General features: G+C 67.2%; 2 protein-coding genes and 1 pseudogene. 2 read left to right on the top strand and 1 reads right to left on the bottom strand.

Translation table 11 applies throughout. From position 1 onward, the window contains the following. The first annotated feature begins 3 nt into the window (after positions 1 to 3). On the top strand, positions 4 to 669 hold the full coding sequence (locus EN925_RS30815; protein WP_348630373.1) for a hypothetical protein: 666 nt from the start codon (positions 4 to 6) through the stop codon (positions 667 to 669). A 239-nt stretch (positions 670 to 908) separates the two neighbouring features. On the opposite strand, the pseudogene EN925_RS30810 reads toward EN925_RS30815, so the two are convergent. Then, positions 909 to 1,811: pseudogene (locus EN925_RS30810) on the bottom strand (ATP-binding protein); the annotation flags it as partial. Positions 1,812 to 1,915: 104 nt separating this feature from the next. Between EN925_RS30810 and EN925_RS30805 the strand changes: the two are divergent. Then, positions 1,916 to 2,805: helix-turn-helix transcriptional regulator (locus EN925_RS30805; RefSeq protein ID WP_128337169.1), on the top strand; the 890-nt coding region annotated here is incomplete at its 3' end.

Here is a 2,805-nt window from a genome sequence, read left to right as displayed (position 1 = left end):
GATCTGGCGAGAGGCAAGGGCATGACGGCGCGCAGGGCAACCAGACCGTTGCGGAAGCGGGTACCGGCGATGCTTCTGGCCGCGCTGTCGGTATTGGCAATTGCGCAACCGACCGTCGCGCAGTCGCAAGAGCAACAGCCGAAGAAAACGCAGAGGACCGCCAGGCCGGCCGAGCCGAAGCCGGCCAATATCGACCGCAATGGCGTGCTGATCCTGGTGCGCACCTCGCTTCTGGCGCTGGACCAGGCCAACAAGACCGGTAACTATACCGTGCTGCGCGATCTCGGCGCGCCAGGCTTCCAGGCCAACACCGCGGCAAAGCTTGGCGAGATCTTCGCGCCGCAGCGCCAGCAGGCGCTCGATCTCGGCGGCGTTGCCGTGCTGGAGCCGCAGCTGACGCTTCTGCCGCAAATCGAGCCCAGCGGCATGCTGCACATGGCGGGCTTTTTCCCCTCGGTGCCGATGCAGGTCAATTTCGAGCTGCTGTTCGCGCCGCATGAGCGGCAGTGGAAGCTATTCGGCATCTCGGTCACCTTGAGCAACAGCGCTCCCGAAGCGCCTGCAGCCGAACCCGCCCCGGCGCCTGCCGCCGCCGAACCGCCGCCCGAAGCGCCGACGCCGAGCGTCAATCCGAAGAAAGTATCCAAAGGCAGCGGCGGTCCCCCTTGAGGGGAGGGCTATCGCATATGAGTTTTTACGAAGAGAACCCCCACCCTACCCCTTCCCACAGGGGGAGGGAGCGCTGCTCCGCGCTCCCGTGACCATTTTCTGCGCCGACTTTCGGTAGTTTGCCGAGGTCAGCGCTGACGAAGTCTCCCTCCCTTGTGGGGAGGGACTAAGGGTGGGGGTAAGTGCCGGGCAAACATCTCAGAAGATGCCATATAGGCGATTGCCCCGCCCTCAAGGATCTACGCCGCCTGCGCCACCCGCTCCGAACTCATGCGGTAGGAAATCGCTTCGGCCAGATGGATGCGGCCGACGGTTTCGCTGGCGTCGAGATCGGCGAGTGTCCGCGCCACCTTCAGCACCCGGTGATAGGCTCGCGCCGAAAAGGCGAGCTTTTCGCTGGCGTCCTTGAGCAGCGACAGGCCGGCGGCGTCCGGCATGGCGATCTCCTCGATGACCGAGGGCGCGCAATGCGCGTTGGTGGTGGCGCGGGTGGCGCCGAGCCGCTCGAAGCGCTCGCGCTGGATGGTGCGGGCGCGTGCCACGCGCATCGCCACATCGGCACTTTTCTCCGCCCGGTCGGGCAGGATCAGGTCGCTGGCCGAGACCGCCGGCACCTCGATCCTGAGATCGATGCGGTCGAGCAGCGGGCCCGAAATGCGCGCCTGGTAGTCGGTGCGGCAGCGCTCGCCGCGCAGGCAGCGATAGCCCGGCTCGCCGGCCATGCCGCAACGGCACGGGTTCATCGCCGCCACCAGCTGGATACGCGCTGGATAGGTGACGCGATGGTTGGCCCGCGCGATCATGCAGTCGCCGGTCTCTAACGGCTGGCGCAGCGCATCGAGCGTCTGCGGCGTGAACTCGGGAAACTCGTCGAGGAACAGCACGCCGTGATGGGCCAGCGACACCTCGCCCGGCCGCGCGCGGATGCCGCCGCCGACCATCGCCGCCATCGAGGCCGAGTGGTGCGGCGCGCGGAACGGCCGCCGGTCAGTCAATTTGCCTTCGCCGAGCTCTCCCGCCACCGACGCGATCATCGAGACTTCGAGCAATTCCTTCGGCGCCAGCGGCGGCAGGATCGACGGCAGCCGCTGCGCCAGCATCAATTTGCCCGAGCCCGGCGGCCCGATCATCAGAAGATCGTGCCACATTCTCCAGCATGGGGCTCGAATGGGTTGCGAACCCGGGAGAGAGGGTGCGCCGTTGGTGGCGTATGCGGCCTACTTTCCACTGCTGGAGGCCCTGACGGTTGACCCCATCGGCCATATGGAACACACTGCCGGCCTCGAAACGGGGCAGCGAAATGGGTGGTCCCGGGACGGAATCAGCCATCATCGATCGGATTTACGAGGCGGCTTTCCTGCCGGACGAATGGCCGAAGGCCTTGGGCGCGATCAGCGCCCTGTCCGGCTCGGCCGCCGGCACCATCTTCCTCTTCGGCGACGACATGCCGGTGCGTGGTCGTAGCGAGGAGATCGTGCGACCGCTGTTCGACGAGTTCGTCGCCAGCGATGCGTGGAAGGTCTCCGACTCGGTGCAGCGCACATACACGCTCAGGCCGTCTGAATTCATCGTCGTCGACGACTTGATGAGCGCCGGAGAGATCGAGCGCGATCCGGTGCGCCGCAAGCTCAGGGCCTTTGGCATCGGCCGGCATATCTGCGCGGTCGTGCCGATGCCGACGGGCGAACTGGTCACCTTTGTGTTCCAGCGCTGGCTGAAGGACGGCGCCTGCGACCTGGCCTCGCTCGCCCTGCTGAACTCGTTTCGCCCGCACCTTGCCCGCGCCGGCCTCATCGCCGCGCGGCTCGGCCTGGAAGCGGCTCGCGAAACCGTCACCGCGCTCGAAGCCATCGGTCTGCCGGCCGCGATCATGACCGGGGCCGGCCGCGTGCTGGCGGCCAACCGGTTTCTGGAGGCGATGTCGGACATCTTCCTGTCCGCCTCGCATGGCGGCCTGGCCATCGCCCATGCGCCCGCCAATGCGCTTCTGCAGGAGGCTATCACGGGGAACCGGGCCGATGCCGTCGTGCGCTCGTTCCCGGTGCCGGCAAGCCAGGGGCAGCGGGCCATGGTCGTCCATGTACTGCCGCTGCGCCGCACGGCACGCGACCTGTTTTCCGGCGCGGAGCTGCTTGT

Origin of the sequence: Mesorhizobium sp. M7A.F.Ca.US.006.04.2.1 (assembly GCF_004022915.1) — a bacterium.
GTDB lineage: Bacteria > Pseudomonadota > Alphaproteobacteria > Rhizobiales > Rhizobiaceae > Mesorhizobium > Mesorhizobium ciceri.
Note: the sequence above shows the minus strand (reverse complement) of the source record. Positions and strands in the feature narration are given on the sequence as shown.